This is a genomic window from Actinokineospora lacus (assembly GCF_053813445.1).
The window spans coordinates 402,028-418,306 of sequence record NZ_JBQERA010000007.1 but is presented as its reverse complement, the minus strand read 5'-3'; the positions used below and the strand labels follow the sequence as shown (position 1 = coordinate 418,306).

The 16,279-nt window shown below is 72.4% G+C and carries 13 protein-coding genes; 3 read left to right on the top strand and 10 right to left on the bottom strand.

Annotated elements, in window-relative coordinates:
• Positions 1–30 precede the first annotated feature (30 nt).
• Positions 31–2,100, top strand: a complete 2,070-nt coding sequence (locus ACTG9Q_RS20320; RefSeq protein WP_455574397.1) for a RecQ family ATP-dependent DNA helicase — start codon at positions 31–33, stop codon at positions 2,098–2,100.
• Positions 2,100–3,074 (top strand): DUF2891 domain-containing protein, encoded by a 975-nt coding sequence (locus ACTG9Q_RS20315; RefSeq protein WP_455574396.1) that lies wholly within the window; start codon positions 2,100–2,102, stop codon positions 3,072–3,074. The genes ACTG9Q_RS20320 and ACTG9Q_RS20315 overlap by 1 nt, the downstream gene beginning before the upstream one ends.
• 10 nt (positions 3,075–3,084) lie before the next feature.
• On the opposite strand, the gene proB is transcribed toward ACTG9Q_RS20315, so the two are convergent.
• From proB to ACTG9Q_RS20285, 6 genes are all read right to left on the bottom strand, one after another.
• Positions 3,085–4,152 carry a glutamate 5-kinase gene (proB, locus tag ACTG9Q_RS20310; RefSeq protein ID WP_455574395.1) on the bottom strand — a complete coding sequence of 356 codons (1,068 nt, stop codon included), beginning with the start codon at positions 4,150–4,152 and terminating at the stop codon, positions 3,085–3,087.
• 53 nt (positions 4,153–4,205) lie between these two features.
• Complete coding sequence (obgE, locus tag ACTG9Q_RS20305; protein WP_455574394.1) at positions 4,206–5,648, bottom strand: GTPase ObgE; 1,443 nt, start codon at positions 5,646–5,648, stop codon at positions 4,206–4,208.
• A gap of 71 nt (positions 5,649–5,719) precedes the next feature.
• A complete protein-coding gene (gene rpmA / locus ACTG9Q_RS20300; RefSeq protein ID WP_455574393.1) occupies positions 5,720–5,983 on the bottom strand; it encodes a 50S ribosomal protein L27 in 264 nt (87 codons plus the stop codon).
• A 14-nt stretch (positions 5,984–5,997) separates the two neighbouring features.
• Positions 5,998–6,309: a 50S ribosomal protein L21 gene (rplU, locus tag ACTG9Q_RS20295; RefSeq protein ID WP_455574392.1), complete on the bottom strand. Its 312-nt coding sequence runs from the start codon at positions 6,307–6,309 to the stop codon at positions 5,998–6,000.
• 165 nt (positions 6,310–6,474) lie between these two features.
• The gene (locus ACTG9Q_RS20290) at positions 6,475–9,150 is read right to left on the bottom strand and encodes an Rne/Rng family ribonuclease (protein ID WP_455574391.1); all 2,676 of its coding nucleotides are present in this window, start codon (positions 9,148–9,150) and stop codon (positions 6,475–6,477) included.
• A 184-nt stretch (positions 9,151–9,334) separates the two neighbouring features.
• Positions 9,335–10,078, bottom strand: a complete 744-nt coding sequence (locus ACTG9Q_RS20285; protein WP_455574390.1) for a TIGR03936 family radical SAM-associated protein — start codon at positions 10,076–10,078, stop codon at positions 9,335–9,337.
• A gap of 218 nt (positions 10,079–10,296) precedes the next feature.
• Here ACTG9Q_RS20285 and ACTG9Q_RS20280 point away from each other — a divergent pair, with 218 nt between their 5' ends.
• Positions 10,297–11,673, top strand: coding sequence for a S8 family peptidase (locus tag ACTG9Q_RS20280; protein WP_455574389.1), 1,377 nt, complete (start codon positions 10,297–10,299; stop codon positions 11,671–11,673).
• Here ACTG9Q_RS20280 and ACTG9Q_RS20275 read toward each other — a convergent pair.
• From ACTG9Q_RS20275 to ACTG9Q_RS20260, 4 genes are read right to left on the bottom strand one after another with little or no spacing between them, the layout of a single operon-like run.
• Positions 11,670–13,628: a TIGR03960 family B12-binding radical SAM protein gene (locus ACTG9Q_RS20275; RefSeq protein WP_455574388.1), complete on the bottom strand. Its 1,959-nt coding sequence runs from the start codon at positions 13,626–13,628 to the stop codon at positions 11,670–11,672. The two genes, ACTG9Q_RS20280 and ACTG9Q_RS20275, sit on opposite strands and share 4 nt — an antisense overlap.
• A 23-nt stretch (positions 13,629–13,651) precedes the next feature.
• Positions 13,652–14,506 (bottom strand): ABC transporter permease, encoded by an 855-nt coding sequence (locus ACTG9Q_RS20270; protein ID WP_455574387.1) that lies wholly within the window; start codon positions 14,504–14,506, stop codon positions 13,652–13,654.
• Positions 14,507–15,313, bottom strand: coding sequence for an ABC transporter permease (locus tag ACTG9Q_RS20265; RefSeq protein ID WP_455574386.1), 807 nt, complete (start codon positions 15,311–15,313; stop codon positions 14,507–14,509). It lies immediately after the preceding gene.
• Positions 15,313–16,272: an ATP-binding cassette domain-containing protein gene (locus tag ACTG9Q_RS20260; protein WP_455574385.1), complete on the bottom strand. Its 960-nt coding sequence runs from the start codon at positions 16,270–16,272 to the stop codon at positions 15,313–15,315. Before ACTG9Q_RS20260 ends, ACTG9Q_RS20265 begins: the two co-directional genes overlap by 1 nt.
• Positions 16,273–16,279 lie beyond the last annotated feature (7 nt).

The window sequence follows — 16,279 nt, the reverse complement described above, 5'->3', positions numbered from 1 at the left end:
GTGTCGGTGCCGTGGGGTATCACGGACGGCGTGGACGAGCAGGCACTGCGGGTATCGGCCGAGGAACGACTGCGCGCGCTGGCGGGCGCGGACGCCCGGCTGCGCGAGGACCAGTGGTCGGCGATCCGGACGCTGGTCGCCGACCGCGGCCGGGCCCTGGTCGTGCAGCGCACCGGGTGGGGCAAGTCCGCGGTGTACTTCGTGGCCACGGCCCTGCTGAGGGAGCTGGGCGAGGGCCCGACGGTGATCGTCTCGCCGCTGCTGGCCCTGATGCGCAACCAGGTGGGCGCCGCGGCGAAGGCGGGGGTGCACGCCGCGACCATCAACTCGGCCAACGTCGGCGAGTGGACGCAGGTGCAGGACCGGGTCGTCGCGGGCGAGGTCGACGTGCTGCTGGTCAGCCCCGAACGGCTGAACAACCCGGATTTCCGCGACACCGTGCTGCCCAAGCTGACCGCGTCCGCGGGGATGCTGGTGGTCGACGAGGCGCACTGCATCTCCGACTGGGGCCACGACTTCCGTCCCGACTACCGCAGGCTGCGCACGCTGCTGGCCGAGCTGCCCGCGGGCGTGCCCGTGCTGGCGACGACGGCCACGGCCAACGACCGGGTGGTGCGCGACGTGTCCGCGCAGCTGGGCTCCTCGACGGTGCTGCGCGGCCCGCTGGACCGCGAGAGCCTGCACCTGTCGGTGCTGAAGCTGCCGACCGCGCAGGCGCGCCTGGCCTGGCTGGCCGAGCACCTGGAGGGCTTCACCGGCTCCGGGATCGTCTACACCCTGACCGTGGCCGCGGCTGAGGAGCTGGCCGCGTTCCTGCGTGACCGGGGCTTCGCCGTGGCCGCCTACACCGGGCGCACCGATCCCGAGGAGCGCTTGCGCGCGGAGGAGGACCTGCTGGCCAACCGGGTCAAGGCGCTGATCGCGACCTCGGCGCTGGGCATGGGGTTCGACAAGCCGGACCTGGGGTTCGTGGTGCACGTGGGCGCCCCGCAGTCGCCGATCTCGTACTACCAGCAGATCGGTCGCGCGGGCCGTGGCGTGCGGCGGGCCGACGTCGTGCTGCTGCCCGGCACCGAGGACCGCGACATCTGGTCGTACTTCGCCTCGCTGGCCTTCCCGCCGGAGCCGGTGGTCCGGCAGGTCCTCGACGCGCTCGACCCGTCGCAGCCGCTGTCCACCCCGGCGCTGGAGCCGCGGGTCGAGCTCTCCCGCAGCCGCCTGGAGATGGTGCTGAAGGTCCTCGACGTCGACGGCGCCGTGCACCGGGTCCGCGGCGGCTGGACGGCCACCGGCGAGCCGTGGAACTACGACGCCGAGCGCTACGCCCGCATCGCCGAGGCCCGCCAGGCCGAGCAGCAGGCGATCCTGACCTACCAGTCCACCGACGCCTGCCGTATGGAATACCTCCTGCGCGCCCTGGACGACCCGCACGCGACGCCGTGTGGGCGCTGCGACAACTGCACCGGGCGCCACCTGAGCCCGGAGGTCTCCGAATCGGGGGTCAGCGCGGCCCGTGAGCGCCTGCGCAGGCCGGGGGTGGAGATCGCCCCGAAGAAGCTGTGGCCGACCGGCATGGCGGCGCTGGGGGTGTCGCTGTCGGGGAAGATCGGCCCCGGCGTCGAGCAGGGGCGGGCCCTGGGCAGGCTGACCGACATCGGCTGGGGCAACCGCCTGCGCGAGCTGTTCGCCGGTCCGGACGGTCCCGTGCCCGCCGAGGTCGTGGACGGGTGCGTGCGGGTCCTGGCGTCGTGGGAGTGGTCGGAACGGCCGGTCGGCGTGGTGACGGTCGCCTCGGCGTCCCGTCCGGCGCTGGTGCGCGACCTGGGGGCTCGGATCGCCGAGATCGGCAGGCTCCCGCTGTTGGGGGAGGTCGCCACGGGCACGGCGCCGCGGGCCAACAGCGCCCAGCGGCTGGCCGGTCTGTGGAACGCCGTGCGGGTGCCCCCGGAGACCGCCGAGGCGGTGTCGGCGGCGACGGGCCCGATCCTGCTGGTCGACGACCGGGTGGACTCCGGCTGGACGATGACCGTCGCGGCCGCCGTCCTGCTCCGCGCGGGCGCGGACGCCATCCTCCCCTTCGCCCTGGCCACGACGACGTGATGAACCAACGCGCGCACGAACTGGCGACGACGGCGATCAGCTCGACCCGGCAGGAGTTCCCGTACCACCTGCGGCACCTGATGCAGGGGCCTGGCGACCACCCGGCGCACCCGCGCGACGTGCACCCGAGCTTCCACGGCAGCTTCGACTGGCACTCGTGCGTGGAGATGCACTGGGTCCTGGTCCGGCTGTACATGTCCGATTGGGACGTTCCCCGCGCGGAGATCCGCTCGGTCCTGGACGAGCGGTTGACCGCCTCGTCGCTGGCGACGGAGGCGGCGTACTGCGCCGAACACCCGTACCACAGCAGGCCCTACGGGCAGTCGTGGGCGCTCTGGCTGGCTCACTCCGCGGAAGGGTCGCCGTGGGCCGCCGCCTTGAAGCCCCTGGCTGAGACCGCGGCGACGAACTTCATCACGTGGCTGCCGAAACTGACGTATCCCGTTCGGCAGGGGGCGCACGGCAACACGGCGTTCGCGCTCTCCCGCGTCCTCCCGTACGCGGCGGCCCACGACCCGGCCTTGCACGAGTTGGCGGTGGACACCGCTGTCCGGCTGTTCGCGGGTGATCGCGACTATCCGGGGCACTACGAGCCCAGCGGCACCGACTTCCTGTCGCCCGCGCTGGTCACGGCGGAGCTGATGGCGTCGGTCCTCCCGGACTTCCCCGCGTGGTTGGACGAGTACCTGCCGCGCTTGGCCGCCAAGGCACCGGCCGAACTGTTCACCCCGGCCCACGTGTCGGACTCGACGGACGGCCAGATCGCCCACCTCCACGGCCTCAACCTGAGCCGCGCTTGGGCGTTCCGGCGCATCGGGGCGTCGCTGTCGGCGGATGACGCCCGCGTTCCGGTGCTGGCAGAGGCCGCGGAGGTCCACGCCGAGGCGTCTCTGGGGCACATCAGCGGCGACGACTTCATGGTCGAACACTGGCTGGCCGCCTACGCCCTGCTCTTGTTGGACGCGGACGTCTAAAGGCCGGGAATCAGCGGTGGGCCAGGGCCACCAGGTCGTCGGCGTGGATCACTTCTCGGCGGTGTTCAGCCGGGAGGTCCCTGGTCGAGCGGCCGATGAGGTCGGGCAGTTCGGCGGAGTCGTAGGCGATCAAGCCCCGGGCCACGACGCGCCCGGTGAGGTCCGCGAGGTCGACGACGTCGCCTGCCTGGAAGTCGCCCGACACCGCGGTGATCCCGGCGGCCAGCAGCGACCTGCGGCGGCCGACGACCGCGGCCACGGCGCCGTCGTCCAAGGTCAGCGCGCCCGCGGCGTCCGCGGCGTAGGCCAGCCAGAAGCGGCGGGCGGTCAGGCGGCGGCCGGAGGCGGCGAAGGCCGTGCCCACGTCCGCTTCCGACAGGGCGCGCCCGGCGTCGGCGGCCGAGGCCAGCAGGACCGGCACGCCCGCCACCGAGGCCAGCCGCGCCGCGGCCAGTTTCGACGCCATCCCGCCGGTCCCCAGCCCGGACGCGCCGGACGACCCCGCCGTCACGCCGTCCACATCGGAGGCGTCGGCCACCTCGGAGATCCGGCGGGCCGCGCCCAGCCGGGGATCGCCGTCGTACAAGGCGTCCACATCGGACAGCAGCACCAACGCCTCGGCGCCGATGAGGTGCGCCACCAGCGCCGCCAGCCGATCGTTGTCGCCGAAGCGGATCTCGTCGGTGGCCACGGTGTCGTTCTCGTTGACCACCGGCACCACCCCCAGCGCCAGCAGCCGCGACAGCGTCCGCTGCGCGTTGCGGTAGTGCGCGCGGCGCACCACGTCGTCCGCGGTCAGCAGGACCTGGCCCACCCGCAGGCCGAACCGGGCGAACGACTCGACGTAGGCGTGTCCCAGGGCCAGCTGGCCGACGCTGGCCGCGGCCTGCTGGGTGGCCAGGTCCCGGGGCCGCCGGGCCAGCCCCAGCGGGGCGAGGCCCGCCGCGATCGCGCCCGAGGACACCAGCACCACCGAGCCCGCCGAGCGCCGGGCCGCCAAGGCTTCCACCAAGGCGTCCAGGCGCGCTGGGTCGAGACCACCCGATGCGGTGGTCAGCGACGACGATCCAACCTTCACCACGACGAGACGAGCCGCGGAAACCGCGGAGCGGGTCTCGGAGCGGAGGCTGGTCACTCGTCGCTGCCCGGCTTCGCCAGGCCGCGGCGGACTCGTCGGGCGACCTTGCGCTCCGAGGCGCCGATGCGGTCGGTCTGCTCCAGCCGCGGGTCGCTGCCCCGGGAGAACATGGTCATCGCGATGCCCGCGGGGGTCGAGGGCTCCCAGTCGAAGGTGATCGGGCCGATGGTGACCGGGCAGCCGGGCTGCGCGCCCGCCTTGGCCAGCGCGTCCTCGACACCCAGGCGGGCCAGGCGGTCGGCCAGGTAGCCGATGGCCTCGGCGTTGTCGAAGTTGGTCTGGCGCACCCAGCGCTCCGGGCGTTCGCCGCGGACGATGAAGGCGCCTTCCTCCCGTGAATCCGACGCCACGGTGAAACCGGCGTCGTCGACGGCGGTGGGGCGCAGGATGGCGCGGGTCTTCTCGACGATCGGGCGGGCCGCGCGGTCATCGGCGACCACCTTGGCCAGCGCGAAGGTCAGCTCGCGCAGGCCCTCGCGGGTCGCGGTCGAGATCTCGAACACCGCCAGGCCGCGGGCCTCGATGTCCGGGCGGATCAGCTCGGCCAGCTCGCGGGCCTCGGGGACGTCGATCTTGTTCAGCACGACCATGCGCGGCCGGTCGGCCAGCGTCCCGCCCAGGGCGGGGGTGTAGCGGGCCAGTTCCTCCTCCAGCGCGTCGATGTCGGAGAGCGGGTCGCGGTCGGGCTCCTCGGTGGCGCAGTCGACCACGTGCACCAGCACCGAGCAGCGCTCGATGTGGCGCAGGAAGTCCAGGCCGAGGCCCTTGCCCTGGCTCGCCCCGGGGATTAGGCCGGGGACGTCGGCCATGGTGAACACCGTCTCCCCCGCGGTGATCACGCCCAGGTTCGGCACCAGCGTGGTGAACGGGTAGTCGGCGATCTTCGGCTTGGCCGCCGAGAGCACCGCGATCAGCGAGGACTTGCCCGCCGACGGGAACCCCACCAGGCCGGCGTCGGCCATGGAGCGCAGCTCCAGCACCAGGTCGCGGGTCTCGCCGGGCTCGCCGAGCAGCGCGAAGCCCGGGGCCCTGCGGGCCTTGGACGCCAGCGCGGCGTTGCCCAGCCCGCCGCGGCCGCCCTGGGCGGCGACGAAGCGGGTGCCGTGGCCGACCAGGTCGATGATGATTTCGCCATCGTCGTCCATCACCACGGTGCCCTCGGGGACCAGCAGCTCGAGGTCCTGCCCGGTGGCGCCGTCGCGGTTGCCGCCGTGGCCCTGCTTGCCGTGCGTGGCCACCGCGTGCGGGCGGAAGTGGAAGTCCAGCAACGTGTGCACGTTGGCGTCCACGACCAGCACGACGTTGCCGCCGTTGCCGCCGTTGCCGCCGTCCGGACCGCCCAGTGGCTTGAACTTCTCCCGGTGCACCGATGCGCACCCGTTGCCGCCGCTGCCCCCGGCGACGTGGATGACGACTCGGTCGACGAAACGGGACATGACTTCCTCCTACACACGACGAAGGGCGGACCGGATGCGCTCCGGCCCGCCCTCGTCAAGGGGTCTCGCGGTCAGGCTGAGGCCTCGACCGGGACGATGTTCACGGTCTTGCGACCGCGCCGCGCGCCGAACTGGACGGAACCAGGGGCGAGGGCGAACAGCGTGTCGTCCTTGCCGCGGCCGACGTTCACGCCCGGGTGGAACTTGGTGCCACGCTGGCGGACCAGGATCTCACCGGACTTGACGACCTGGCCGCCGAAGCGCTTCACGCCCAGGTACTGGGGGTTCGAGTCGCGCCCGTTGCGGGAGCTGGAAGCACCCTTTTTATGTGCCATGGCTGCTCAGGTCCTCACTTCACCGTGATGCCGGTGACCTCGACGCGGGTCAGCTTCTGCCGGTGACCCTGGCGCTTGTGGTAACCAGTCTTGTTCTTGAACTTGTGAATCCGGATCTTGGGGCCCTTGGTGTGCTCGACGACCTTGCCGGTCACCGAGACCTTCGCCAGGGCGCCCGAGTCCGAGGTGACGTCGGTGCCGTCGACGACGAGCACGGCGGCAAGGCTGAGCTCGGTGCCAGGCACACCCACGAGCTTCTCGACCTCGACGACGTCGCCAACAGCCACCTTGTACTGCTTGCCGCCGGTCTTGACGATCGCGTACATCGGGACGGAAGTCTCCTGCTGCTAGACGGTGGGGGTCGTGCGAGAGGTCACGGCCGCTAGGGCGGACCAGGCTGGTGCACGACACGGCCCACCAGTGGGCGGGCCGTGCTACAGGTTACGTGCCTGCCGGAATCGGGGTCAAACCGGGTCCCCGATTCCGCGTGCTCAGTCCTCGGTGTCCACGCTGACCGGGGGTCCGGCGGGCCGGGAGGCGGCCCGTCGGGTGGCCCGACGACGTGGCGCGGCGGCGGCGGGCTCCGGCGCCCGGCCGTTGCCGTTGCTGCTGTGCTCGCCCGCCTGCTGGGTGGGCACGGTGTCGCGCACGGCGTCCGCCACCGCCTCCTCGGACGAGGGAGCGGCGTCCGGGTCGTGCTCGCCCGCGCGGACCGTGGAGCGCGCGATCGTGGCCACCGCGGACTTGACGGCCTTGGCGGCCTTGGTGGCCTTGACCGGGATCGACTCGGGCTGGACGTCCTTCTCGGGCGCGTCCTTGGCCTTGTCCTCGCCGCCCTTGGCCTTGTCCTCGCCGCCGCGGTTGCGGGAGCGCTTGCCCCCACCGCCGCCGGACTGGGTCTGGGCTTGCGCCTGGCCCTGTCCGCCGCCGTTCTGGGCGGCGGGCTGCCCGGCCTTGACGATGGGCTCGGTGGAGACCATCACGCCGCGGCCCTTGCAGTGCTCGCAGTTGGTGCTGAACGCCTCGAGCAGGCCGGTGCCGACACGCTTGCGGGTCATCTGCACCAAGCCGAGCGAGGTGACCTCGGCCACCTGGTGGCGCGTGCGGTCGCGGCCGAGGCACTCGGTCAGCCTGCGCAGCACCAGGTCGCGGTTGGACTCCAGGACCATGTCGATGAAGTCGATGACGATGATCCCGCCGATGTCGCGCAGCCGCAGCTGGCGGACGATCTCCTCGGCGGCTTCCAGGTTGTTGCGGGTGACCGTCTCCTCGAGATTTCCACCCGAACCGGTGAACTTTCCGGTGTTGACGTCGATGACCGACATCGCCTCGGTGCGGTCGATCACCAGGTAGCCGCCGGAGGGCAGCCACACCTTGCGGTCGAGCGCCTTGAGCAGCTGCTCATCGATGCGGTGCGCGGCGAAGACGTCCTTCGGGCCGGTGTGCCTGCGCACCCGGTCCAGCAGCTCGGGGGCGACGTGGCGGACGTAGGCGTCGATGACGTCCCACGCGCTGTCGCCCTGCACGACCAGGCCGGTGAAGTCCTCGGTGAACAGGTCGCGGACGACCTTGACCAGCAGGTCGGGCTCCTCGTAGAGCAGGGTCGGCCCGGAGGACTTGCGCCCGCCCGACCCGGCCTTCTCCTTGATGACCTGCCACTGCGCCTGCAGGCGGCTCACGTCGCGGCCCAGCTCGGTCTCGTTGATGCCCTCCGACGCGGTGCGGATGATCACACCGGCGTCCTCGGGGACGATGCGCTTGAGGACGTCCTTGAGCCTGCGGCGCTCGTTCTCCGGCAGCTTGCGGGAGATGCCGGTGGCGCCGCCGCCGGGGACGTAGACCAGGAACCGGCCGGGCAGGCTGATCTGGGTGGTGAGCCGCGCGCCCTTGTGGCCGACCGGGTCCTTGGTGACCTGCACCAGCACGCTGTCGCCACTGGACAGCGCCTGCTCGATCTTGCGGGCCTTGCCCTCCAGGCCTGCGGCGTCCCAGTCCACCTCACCGGCGTAGAGCACGGCGTTGCGGCCGCGGCCGATGTCGACGAAGGCGGCCTCCATGCTGGGCAGCACGTTCTGCACGCGGCCCAGGTACACGTTGCCGACCAGCGAACCGCTGCCCGCCGAGGTCACGAAGTGCTCGACGAGCACCCCGTCCTCCATCACGCCGATCTGGATGCGGTCGGTGAACTCGCGCACCACCATCGTGCGGTCGACGGCCTCGCGCCGGGCCAGGAACTCGGACTCGGACAGGATCGGCGCCCGCCTGCGGCCCGCCTCGCGGCCGTCGCGGCGGCGCTGGCGCTTGGCCTCGAGCCGGGTCGAGCCGCGGACGCTGCGCACCTCGTCGCGGGAGGTGTCGGGCTTCTCCGCCCGCTCCGCCCGCTCCGAGCGCGCTTCCCGCACGTGGACGACGGTGTTGGGCGGGTCGTCGGGACCGTCGGCGCCGTCGGCGTCGTCGCCGCCCTTGCGACGGCGGCGCCTGCGGCGGCGCTTGTTGCCACCGTCGTCGTCGGCGTCGGCCTGCTCGGCCTCAGTCTCGGCCTGCTCGGTCTCGGCTTCCGCGGACTCGGTGTCCTCGGCCTCGGGCGAGTCGTCGGCGCCCCGGCCCCGGCCCCGGCCGCGACGGCCGCGGCGGCGGCGCCTGCCCGCGCTGTCGTCGGAGTCGTCGTCACCGGCCTGGTCGGTGCTGTCCTCGGGCTCGTCGGGCTCGGGCTCCGGCTCGGGTTCCGGCTTGGCCTTCGCCGGGCGGCGGGTGGGCGCCGCCGCGGTCGGGTCGGGGGCCTGGAACAGCGGTGACGCCGCGGTGAAGACCGGGATGGCGGGGAGGCGCGGGGCCACGGGGGTGGCGATCTCCTCCTCGGCCGCGCTGTCCGCGCTGTCCAGGATGTCGACACTGTCGACGCTGTCCGGGCTGTCAGGGCTGTCCGGACTCACGACGGGTTCGCCGGAGAGCGCGGCGCCGACGCGCAGCGCCAAGTCCTTGGCCACGCTGGATTGCGCGCCCCGGGCGGGTTCGCCCAGGACCTCCAGCGCGGCGAGCACCTCGCGGCTGCTGACGCCCAGCAGCTTGGCGAGGGCGTGCACGCGCACCTTGGCGGGCAGGTCGCCCAGCGCGGGTGTGGTGGCGGCCCCGCCGGTCTGACCGGCAGGGTTCGACATGTCCGACATGTAGCTCCTCCGCCCCCGGGCGCGCTCGGTGCGCGGCCGCTCAGGGGCCCTAGTTGTCCAATCCGCCGCGTGGGAGCGGCGGGAATCCTCGCCTCGCGCCGGACCACCCCGCAGGCACAGCGCCGGTGGCCACGACGTCAGGTCGTGCGACGACACCCCATCGGCGCTCCCACTCCCCGGTGCGCTATCCAGCCGCCGCAGCCCTGTCGGGGGCCAGCGGGTCGGACAGCGCGCCGGTGTCGTCCAGCCGCCCCTGCGCCAGTCGGGTCGCCTTCGCGGGCACCGGCTGGTCCAGAGCGGCGACGACACGAAGCGCGCTCAGTACGTCGTCGGGCCGAACGGCTGGTGTTGTCTGCCGTACGACCACGGTCAGTATCCCATACGGACCGCTCGGGGCGGGCATGTCGATGCCCACAGCCGTCGGCGCGTCGCGCAACGGGGCGACGTCGGCCCGGATCACCGCAGGTCGGACGTCGATCTCGCGGGTGCCGTCCTTGGTCTTGCGGGTCACCAGAACGTGCTCCTCGGCCATCAGCCGCTTCAGCGCGGCCTGGAGCGTGTCGACCGGCACCCCCGGCAGTTCGATGCTCCAGTGGGCGCCGTCGACCCGCTCGGCGAGCGACCCGGGGCCCGCGGTGACGACCTCCAGCACGTCCAGGCCGGGCGGCAGGGCGGTGTCCAGCGCGGTGGCCAGGGCGGCGGGGTCGACGGCGTCGACGAGCTGCACCTCGACGTACTCGGCCTCGCTGGCCACGCCGGTCGGCGCCGCCCCGATCCAGGAGATCTTCGGGTGCGGGCTGAAGCCCTGCGAGTACGCCATCGGCACGCCCGCGCGGCGCAGGGCGCGCTCGAAGGCGCGCGCGACGTCGCGGTGGGAGGTGAAGCGGAGCCTTCCTCTCTTGGCGTAGCGCACGCGCAGCTTCTGCACGGGCGCCGCGGAGGGGTTGGGCTGGTCCTTCCGGCTCAGGGGTTACTCCTAACGGTGGCATCCGTCTGCTCGTATTGAGCAGACTTGGTGTGTGGCACCGTACCGTCAGCGCTAAATGCGCCCGCGCGCTTGTTTCCCGAACGCGTCGTGGCTACCGTCCGCACCGAGTGGACAGCAGGCGCCGTGATAACCGGCGGACCCAGCTTTGGAGGTCGCCCGTGCCTCTGCTGCGCCGGACCTTGGCGGCAGCGGTCAGTGTCGCGGCCTTCGCGACCGTGCACGTCCCGCAAGCCCAGGCCACCGAACCGCGCACCGGCTGCGCCTCCCACGGCCCCGCCCTGCGCTACGTCGTGCTCTTCGACGCGGGCACGTCGACCGAGGACGCGCGGCTGGACACCACCGTCGCCTGCGGGTCGCTGACCGGCTACCACTCCCAGATCGCGGTCGGCGTCGCCGTCTCCACCGACCCCGGGTTCGCCGACCACCTCGGCCGCGACCGGGCGTTCAGCGCGGAGTCGGTCGTCGGCGGGGTCAAGCGCCCGCTGGAGCCGCTGTCGGTGGCAGGCGCGGTGTCCCCCGAGGACCGCACCGGCGAGCAGTGGAACCTGGCGATGGTCGGCGGTCCTGGCGAGGTCGGCGCGGATGTGCTGGTCGGGGTCCTGGACTCGGGCATCGACGCCGAGCACCCCGACCTCGCGGGCACGGTCGACCCCGCGGCCTCGGCGGGCTGTCTGACCGGCGTGGCCGACCCGCGTCCGGCGGCCTGGTCGCCGACGACGTCCTCGCACGGCACGCACGTCGCGGGCCTGATCGCCGCGGCCGACGACGGCAAGGGCGTCACCGGGGTGGCCCCCGGGGCGCGGCTGGCCTCGGTGAAGGTCGTCGACGACGCGGGGTACGTCCTGCCCGAGGCGGTGGTCTGCGGGCTGATGTGGGCCGCGGCCAAGGGCATGACCGTGACGAACAACTCCTATTTCGTCGACCCGTGGCTGCTGACCTGCGACCGCGACTCCGAGCACGTCGTCTACGAGGCGATCCGGCGCGCGGTGGACTACGCCTCGATCCAGGGCGTGCTGACGGTGGCGGCGGCGTCGAACAAGAACACCGACCTGGCCTCGCCGAGTGGGCAGGCGGCCGACAGCCGGGGCAGGCGGACGCTGGACAACAGTTGCAAGCTGCTGCCGGGCGGGCTGCGCGGCGTGGTCGCGGTCTCGGCCGTCGGACTCGATCAGGTGAAGGCCGGTTACAGCGCGTACGGCCTGGGTGTGGTGGATGTCACCGCGCCCGGTGGCGAGGGGCGCGACTGCGTCCTGTCGACGGTGCCCGGGGGCTACGGGACCGCGTGCGGCACATCGATGGCCACGCCGCACGCGACCGGGATCGCCGCGCTGCTGGCGGGCAGGCACCAGGGCGCGTCACCGCAGCGACTGTCGCGGCTGCTGACCGGCGGCGCCCGGTCACTGCCGTGTCCTGCCGACTACGACCTCGACGGCGCGCCGGGCCAGGACGCCTACTGCACCGGCTACGCCCGCTACAACAGCTTCTACGGGCACGGCCTGGTGACCGTGCCCGATCCCGCCCCGCTCAGCCCTTAGGTCAGCGCGGGGTTCTGCACGGGGGTGCCCTTGCCGACCGGGCTGATGGGCAGCAGGGTGCGGCCGGTGGGGCCGATCTCGATGTCGGTGCCCATGGCCGGGCAGACGCCGCAGTCGAAGCACGGCGTCCAGCGGCAGTCGTCCTGCTCGCGCTCGTCCAGGGCGTCCTGCCAGTCGTCCCAGAGCCACTGCTTGTCCAGGCCGGAGTCCAGGTGGTCCCAGGGCAGGACCTCGTCCTCGGTGCGGTCGCGGGTGGTGAACCAGTCCAGGGAGACGCCCAGCGGCGGCAGCTCGGCCTCGCAGGCGGCGACCCAGCGCTCGTAGGAGAAGTGCTCGCTCCAGCCGTCGAAGCGCCCGCCCGCGCGCCAGACGTGCTCGATGACGCGGCCGACGCGGCGGTCGCCCCGGGAGAGCAGTCCTTCGATGTGGCTGGGCCTGCCGTCGTGGTAGCGCATACCGATGCTGCGGCCCAGGCGGCGGTCGGAGTTGATCGCCTCGCGGAGCTTGCGCAGGCGCGAGTCCACTGTGTCCGGGTCGGTCTGCGCGGCCCACTGGAACGGGGTGTGCGGCTTGGGGACGAACCCGCCGATGGAGATGGTGCAGCGGATGTCCTTGTGGCCGCTGGCCTCCCGGCCCGCGCGGATGACGTTGCGGGCCATCTCGGCGATCTGCAGGACGTCGTCGTCGGTCTCGGTGGGCAGCCCGCACATGAAGTACAACTTCACCTGGCGCCAGCCGTTGGCGTAGGCGGTGCCGACGGTCTTGATGAGGTCTTCCTCGGACACCATCTTGTTGATGACGCGGCGGATGCGCTCGCTGCCGCCCTCGGGGGCGAAGGTCAGCCCGGAGCGGCGGCCGTTGCGGGAGAGCTCGTTGGCCAGGTCGATGTTGAACGCGTCGACGCGGGTGCTCGGCAGCGACAGGCCGGTGTTGGTGCCGGTGTAGCGGTCGGCGAGCTGACGGGTGATCTCGCCGATCTCGGAGTGGTCGGCGCTGGAGAGCGACAGCAGGCCGACTTCCTCGAACCCGCTGGCCGCCAGGCCCTTCTGGACCATCGCGCCGATGCCCTCGATGCTGCGCTCGCGCACCGGACGGGTGATCATGCCCGCCTGGCAGAAGCGGCAGCCCCGGGTGCAGCCCCGGAAGATCTCCACGCTCATCCGCTCGTGCACGGACTCGGCGAGCGGGACCAGCGGCTGCTTGGGGTAGGGCCAGGCGTCGAGGTCCATCGTGGTGCGCTTGGCGACGACCTGGGGGACGCGCTCGCGGTTGGGGGTCGTGCTCTGGATGCGGCCGTCGGGGGCGTAGGCGACGTCGTAGAAGCGCGGGATGTAGACCGAGCCGGTCTCGGCCAGGCGGGTCAGCACCTCGTCGCGGCCGCCGGGGCGGCCCGCGGCCTTCCAGGCGCGGACGATGTCGGTGATCTCGCCGACGGACTCCTCGCCGTCGCCGAGCACGGCGGCGTCGATGAAGTCGGAGATCGGCTCCGGGTTGAACGCGGCGTGGCCGCCCGCGAGGACGATCGGGTCGTCCTCGGTGCGGTCCTTCGCGTGCAGGGGGATGTCGGCGAGGTCGAGGGCGTTGAGGAGGTTCGTGTAGCCCAGCTCGGTGGAGAAGCTGACCCCGAAGACGTCGAACGCCTTCACCGGGCGGTGGCCGTCGACGGTGAACTGGGGGACGCCGTGCTCCCGCATGAGCGCTTCGAGGTCCGACCAGACGGCGTAGGTCCGCTCGGCCAGCACGTCGGGGATCTCGTTGAGCACCTCGTAGAGGATCATGACGCCCTGGTTGGGCAGTCCGACCTCGTAGGCGTCGGGGTACATCAGCGCCCAGCGGACCGCGGCCTGGTCCCACGGCTTGACGGTGGCGTTCAGCTCACCACCGACGTATTGGACCGGCTTGGACACCCTGGGCAGCAAGGGCTCCAACTGGGGGAAGACGGACTCGACGCTCACGGTGGACCAGGGTAACCCGCTCCTCAGGAGAGCAGGAGTTTGCCCAGCCTGCGCGAGGCCACGACGGTGCCGACGGCGATCATGACGAGGAAGTAGGACAGGTGCCCGAGCATGGTCAGGTCGACGAAGCCGCTGGAGAGGCCGCGCATGATCTCGATGGCGTGGTACAGCGGGGAGAACTTGACGACGGTCTGGAGCCAGTCGGGGTAGACGGTGATCGGGAAGAACGTCGTGGAGAACAGGAACATCGGCAGCAGGGCGAGTTGGACCAGGTCGAAGTCCTGCCACGAGCGCATGAACGTCGTGCAGGCCATCCCGACGGCGGCGAAGGCGAAGGCGATCAGCACCGCGGCGGGCAGGGCCAGCAGGGCCCACGCCGAGGTCAGCAGGCCCATGCCGAGCATGACGGCCAGGAAGCCGCCCGCGTAGAGGGCGCCGCGGATCAGGGCCCAGCCGATCTCGCCCATGGCCACGTCCAGCGGCCCCAGGGGGGTGGCCAGCATGGCGTCGTAGAGCTTGGCGTACTTGAACTTGAAGAAGATGTTGAACGTGGCGTCGTAGACCGCGCCGTTCATGGCGGCGGCGGCGAGCAGGGCGGGGGCGACGAAGGCGACGTAGCTCATCGGCTCGCCGGTGGGGCCGGTGACCACGCCGACCAGGCGGCCGAAGCCGTAGCCGAGGCCGAAGAGGTAGAACAGCGGCTCGAAGAAGCCCGAGGCGATGGCCAGCCACGCCCGGCGCTGCACCAGCACCGAGCGCTCGATGAGCACCCGGGCGCGGCCCGCGTACAGGCCGGTGGGCAGCACCCTCAGCAGGATGCCGACGCGGGCGGGGGCGTCCCGCGGCTCGGTGGCGCGGACCGTGGTGTCTGAGGACATCTAGACCGCCAACCTCCGGGTGAAGAACCGCACGCACAGGTACGCGCCGACACCGAACATCGCGAGCAGGACGGCGAGGTGGCCCAGCACGGCGGGCAGGGCGATGCCGCCGAAGGCCAGCCCGCGCGCGAGCTCCGTGCCGTGCCACAGCGGCGTCAGCCAGACCAGCGGCTGGACCCACTCCGGCAGCTGCGAGACGGGGAAGAACGTGCCCGCGAACATCGTCATCGGCATCACGATGAACCGGAAGATGGCGTTGAACTGCTGGCCCTCGGTCTCGATCGTCGCCGAGTACGCCACGACCGGGGCGGACAGGGCCAAACCGGTCAGCACCGCCACCGGCAGTGCCAGCAGGGCCGCGGCGCTGGTCAGCGCCCCCAGCAGGGCCGCCACCACCAGGAACACGACCCCGGAGGCGGCCAGTCGTAAGCCGACCCAGGCGAGCTGGGCGGCGACGAGCTCGCGCGGGCCGATCGGTGTCGAGGTGACGGCGATGTAGTTGCGCTGCCACTTGAACGCCGAGAGCACCGGGTAGGTCGACTCGAACGCGGCGGTCTGCATCGCGGCGGCGGCCAGCAGCGCGGGCGCCAGGTACTGCACGTACGGCAGGCCCAGCGTGGCCTCGCTCGGCTGGACCTGTGAGCCGAAGCCCAGGCCCAGCGCGATCAGGAACAGCACCGGCTGCAGGATGCTGGAGACCGCAGAGGAGCGCCAGTTGCGCTTGTACCAGGTCCAGAACGCCTCCAGGACGAGCAGGACCGCGCGCGCCGGGGTCACGACCCGGCCTTGGGACACCCGCTGCGCCATCAGTCCACCAGCGTCCGGCCGGTGAGGCGGAGGAAGACGTCCTCCAGGGAGCTGCGGCGCACCAGGCTCGACACCGGCCGCACGCCGCGGGCGTGGGCGGCGTTGAGGGCGGCCTCGCCGTCGGCGGTGTAGAGCAGGAGCCGGTCGGGCAGGACCTCGACGCGCTCGGCGAGGTCGGCCACGTCGGGCTCGGCGTCGGCCTGGTGGCCGGGGGCGAAGCGCAGCTCCAGGACCTCGCGGGTGGCGTACTGGGCGATCAGCGCGCTCGGGCTGCCCTCGGCGACGATGCGGCCGCCGTCCATGACCACGAGCCGGTCGCAGAGCTGCTCGGCCTCGTCCATGTAGTGCGTGGTGATGATGAGGGTGACGCCCTCCTGCTTGAGCCGGAACAGCCGGTCCCACAGCAGGTGGCGGGCCTGCGGGTCCAGGCCGGTGGTGGGCTCGTCGAGCAGCAGCAGCTCGGGGTCGTTGATCAGCGCGCGGGCGATGGTCAGGCGCCGCTTCATGCCGCCGGAGAGCGGCTCGACCTCGGCGTCGGCGCGCTCGGTGAGCTGGGCGAAGTCGAGCAGCTCGACGGCCTTCTTGCGCACGTGCGCCCGGGACAGCCCGAAGTAGCGGCCGTAGATGTGCAGGTTCTGCCGGACGGTCAGCTCGTTGTCGAGGTTGTCCAGCTGCGGGACGACGCCCAGGCGGGCGCGGATCTGCGGCCCCTCGCGCCCGGGGTCCATGCCCAGGACGGACAGCTCGCCGCCGGTGCGCGGCGACACGCAGGCGATCATCCGCATCGTGGAGGACTTGCCCGCGCCGTTTGGCCCCAGGAAACCGAACGCCTCCCCCGGCTCGACCCGCAGATCGATGCCCTTGACCGCCTCGAAATCCCCGAAGCGCTTGGTCAGGCTCCTCGCCCGGACCAGCGCACCCTCGTCGTCCACCACGACGGGGACCTTAGACGGGAGCACTGACAAT

What these genes read in the sequence shown, in the direction of transcription:
- ACTG9Q_RS20270 (WP_455574387.1), bottom strand. Translation starts at nt 14,506, where the DNA reads ATGTCCTCAGACACCACGGTCCGCGCCACCGAGCCGCGGGACGCCCCC.
- rpmA (WP_455574393.1), bottom strand. Translation starts at nt 5,983, where the DNA reads ATGGCACATAAAAAGGGTGCTTCCAGCTCCCGCAACGGGCGCGACTCG.
- rplU (WP_455574392.1), bottom strand. Translation starts at nt 6,309, where the DNA reads ATGTACGCGATCGTCAAGACCGGCGGCAAGCAGTACAAGGTGGCTGTT.
- ACTG9Q_RS20290 (WP_455574391.1), bottom strand. Translation starts at nt 9,150, where the DNA reads ATGTCGGACATGTCGAACCCTGCCGGTCAGACCGGCGGGGCCGCCACC.
- ACTG9Q_RS20265 (WP_455574386.1), bottom strand. Translation starts at nt 15,313, where the DNA reads ATGGCGCAGCGGGTGTCCCAAGGCCGGGTCGTGACCCCGGCGCGCGCG.
- ACTG9Q_RS20315 (WP_455574396.1), top strand. Translation starts at nt 2,100, where the DNA reads ATGAACCAACGCGCGCACGAACTGGCGACGACGGCGATCAGCTCGACC.
- obgE (WP_455574394.1), bottom strand. Translation starts at nt 5,648, where the DNA reads ATGTCCCGTTTCGTCGACCGAGTCGTCATCCACGTCGCCGGGGGCAGC.